At 58.4% G+C, this 3,828-nt stretch carries 2 protein-coding genes; one reads left to right on the top strand and one right to left on the bottom strand.

From position 1 onward, the window contains the following. Positions 1-2,621: DUF1549 domain-containing protein (locus ABX749_RS25285; RefSeq protein ID WP_372898450.1), on the bottom strand; the 2,621-nt coding region annotated here is incomplete at its 3' end. Between the two features lie 489 nt (positions 2,622-3,110). On the opposite strand from ABX749_RS25285, the gene ABX749_RS25280 reads away from it, so the two are divergent. Further along, positions 3,111-3,419: a hypothetical protein gene (locus ABX749_RS25280; protein ID WP_372898449.1), complete on the top strand. Its 309-nt coding sequence runs from the start codon at positions 3,111-3,113 to the stop codon at positions 3,417-3,419. Positions 3,420-3,828: the final 409 nt, after the last annotated feature.

Below are 3,828 nucleotides of genomic sequence, written 5' to 3'. Positions count from 1 at the left end.
GTGAGCGATGCGAACGGCCATTTGGGTTGGACTTGCACGTCCGGTTTTAGCGTCACCCGGATCAATGACTCGCGTCCGATGCCTTCAAAGAATGCATCCGGCACGCGACTGGTCTTGGGCGGCGCCAACGATTTTCGGTTCAACATCGCGGCCAACGAATACAGGTCTTCTTGCGTCGTGCTGTGGTAGGGTGAATCGTGACAACGAGCACATTGCAATTCGATACCCAAGAAAGCCGACGCAACGATGTGTCCCTTGGCCGCCATCGGTGAATCATTCTCGCCAGCCATCGCGAAACCGGCGCTACCGCCTTCGTGACGACTGCCACGCATCAGCAACAATTCCGTCACCATGCGGTCCAGCGGTTTGCCATCCCGCAGCGATTCGTACAAGAACCAGCGAAAGGGCCCCGTCGAGTTGAGCGATTGATTTAGGAGCGTTGGGTTTTCGGCCAACAAGTCCATCCAGAAACTGACCCAGTGGTCCGCATACCGATCATCCTGCAACAACCGCTCGACCAATTTGTTGCGTTTGTCGGAATCGTTGCTGGTCAAAAATTCACGTGCTTCATCGGCACGAGGACCGACGCCCACGGTGTCCAAATAAGCTCGGCGGAGGAACGAGGCGTCGTCCACCAACGGCGATTGTGCCACTGCGGACGGATCGATTGGCGGATTGGGCCACACGGCGCCGTCGGCGACCCACTGTTCCAGCGTCGCAATCTGCTGATCGCTCAGTCCATCGTCAGTGGGCGGCATTTCGCGATCACGAATTCGAACGATCATTTCGCTGGCGTTGGGATCGCCGGGCACAACGGCCGGCAATTCAGACTCGCCCATCGCCAACGCGTGCTCGCGGGAATTCAGCCGTAGCCCACCCTGTTCCTTTTCACCATGACACCGGAAACATTGATCTCGCAGGATCGGCAGCACTTCGTTGTTGAAGTGTGCGGCGGTTGCCTCGTCGGTGTTGGCCGCTTGGCTGATCGCCTGCGAAATCTTAGCGGCCACAAAGCGGTCGATCGGATGTGATTCGAGATCGGTGCTAGGGGATGTCTCAGGGACGACGGTTTCCCGAGCTAGTTCGTGTCGTTGCTGCCAGAAGGCGTCTTGCGATGCGGCGGCCCGGCGGCGTGTCTCGTCTTCGAATGCCACCAGGTCGGATTCGAATTTTTGCAGTACCGGTTCAACCGCCGCGTCGGACAGCATCAACGGGCTCGCCGCGTCGGGCTGCAACACAAACAGCGACCCTTCGCCATCGGGCTGGATCGCCACGCAAACTTCGCCGGTTTCCGTGCGGTCGCCGTTGCCGCCCACCATGACTTCCAGGACCACCCGCGCGGTGCGCGATCCGTCTTCTTCGGACGCATTGGTTTGCTTCGACGCTGTTGTTTTTTCGGACGCTGGGATTTCAAACGACGTGAATGCTTCCTGTTGCGGGAACGGCAACCGCCGGGCGCCGGGGACCAGCGGATCGGGAATCGGCACGATCGGTTCGAGATTGCCGCCGCGGCTGCGGACCGTTTTGGTGTCAGCTACCAATTCGCCATCGATCCACAAGCGGCTGAGCGAGCGGACGCGGACGAGAAATCGATGGTCGCCCGCGGGTAGTTCGACGTCGCCAGCGATCCGCAACAACAACGGGGCCTTCCAGCTCGAACGGATACCCCAGTCGTCATAGCGCACCGGGATTCGCGACAGCAGGAATGCGTCGCCCAGCCAGCGAGTCGATTCGGATGGCCATGGCTCGCTCTCGAACAACCAGCGGTCGGCGGCAGGCATGCTTTCGGACAGTTGAAACAGCACACGGCCAGCGGGGATCGGCCCCAGGTCGGGCATGACCTCCGGAGCCATGCGAACGACACGCTCGTCGCCCACGCGTTTGAATCGAGCGGCCAAGGTTTCGTCGCTGAGCACTGTGCGGTGGATGGCAACCGTATCCAGCATGCCGGCAAACCTTTCGCCGATACGGACCTCATCGTCATCGACCACTGGCGGCTCGGCGGTTGGGCCGCCCATGTCCCAGCGACCGTCGGTCGGTTTACCATTAACCCAGCCGCGGATCGATTTCGGTTCGCCAAAGCGGTAGGTGATCGCGACGTGATGCCAACCCGTATTCACGGGAAAGCCCAGAACGGAGGTCCAGCGGTGCCAGTGCTTGTCACCGCTGGTAGGCTTCGTCGCGAACAGAAAGTTCACCTTGGCTTCGCCCTGGCCGCCCACGATCCGCAACGCCCAGTTCTGATTGTCTCGGGCGAATCCCGGCAAGCTGGTGCGTCCTTTGCCGATGATGTACCGCGGCTCGCCGTCGCGGATGCCGGTCGGATTGACCCAGGCTTCGAGCGTAATCGGATCACCGTTTTTAAAATCAAATTCGCTGTCCGCGCCGGAATCGGGAATCGACAGGTAGGCTCCGGCATCAACACGCACCGCCGTGTTATCGGCCGACGTGTCGGGAAACTCGGGCGGCCGCGGACCAGCTTGGTCGCGTGTCACGTTGCCATGCACCGTCAATGGCATGGTTTCTTCGCTGCCGAAATCCCAACGGACGGGCGATTCAGCTGCAACCGTCGAGGTGAACGAAACGAGCAACAGCAATAAGGCGAAACAGGTGGGACGCATTTCAAAAACTCGAGGTCGTGCAGCCGGCGGGGGATGGCGGGAGAGTTGGGGGTGAGGCTAGTGCGTGACGACTCAACCGAACCGGTCTCGACTCGTCGCGTATCCCGAGGCGGAGGTGGGGGAATCAGGCTCGCGAGGTGGGGCGTCAGAGGAGTGCTTGGGGGTGGGGATCTGATTCTACACGATCGAAGCCGCACTTTCACCCATTATGTCGCACCAAGGGGCTGGTTCCAGACTGTGGGTGTCACGAAGACACCGGCGGCGGAAACGAAGTCCAAGTCTGAAAAAGGACGGCGGAGCAAGTGGTGAGCACCTCAGGAACTGCATTTTGTCAAGAAATCAACAATCCGCTCATCGATCCGCATCCGATTTTCGGACTCTCGACGACGACTTTCTTGCCAGCGGCATGCGTGGTCGATAAAAGCTGTTCCAAGAAGACCAATCAAACGTGTGCTCGATGTACCACAAAAGCATTAATCGGAGGTGGAGGTGACTGGTGAACTAAACGCACTTGCTTCGGTCGATAGAACTTCGGTCACGACGCCAATCGCTGGAATTGCCTTCATCGACCTTGCCTTTGCAGGCCGCTCGTCTGAACTCGCTCCGGCGTCGGCCGCCGGCGCAAGACAAGTCTCGACATCAAGAACAGGCAAGAAAGAGTCCGAGGCAAAAAAGAGGCCGCGTGTCTTTCTCTTTGCCCAAGCTGGTTTTCTGATCGATGACCTAATGGCTACCATCGAAATGCGGGGCCGTTCCCCGCATTTTGTCTCATTCGTGTTACATATGAGTTCGATCTGAGGCGATTGGACCAGGAAAGAGTCTTGACACCTTTGATCCGATCTTGGGTGACCACAATAAAGACCATCAAAATTCCCGATCTCTAACTTTCCTGCCCTTTCCCATCTTCCTGAGCAACCTCTGGTTGCACGGAGCGAACCTGCTATCGCAAGACTAGTTCGGTGTGGTTTCGAGATAAGTTGTCCAGCATCCCGTCTTTGAAATGTTTCTGTCGCACCAATTTTCTGTCCTCACTTGCGGTATGAGGATTCGAGCACGCTGGCGAAAGCCCGTCTCCGAGTCTGCGAAAACTCGCAACGCGACAATGGTCCCGTTCGACGACCGTCATGGTATGAAGTCGACAGAAAAATTGGTGCGACAGAAAAATGAGACTTCCACGGCCATTTGCGATTGGACTTGATTGGACAGC

The organism is Stieleria sp., from assembly GCF_041595215.1.
GTDB lineage: Bacteria > Planctomycetota > Planctomycetia > Pirellulales > Pirellulaceae > Stieleria > Stieleria magnilauensis.
This window is presented reverse-complemented; position numbering and strand designations above follow the sequence as displayed.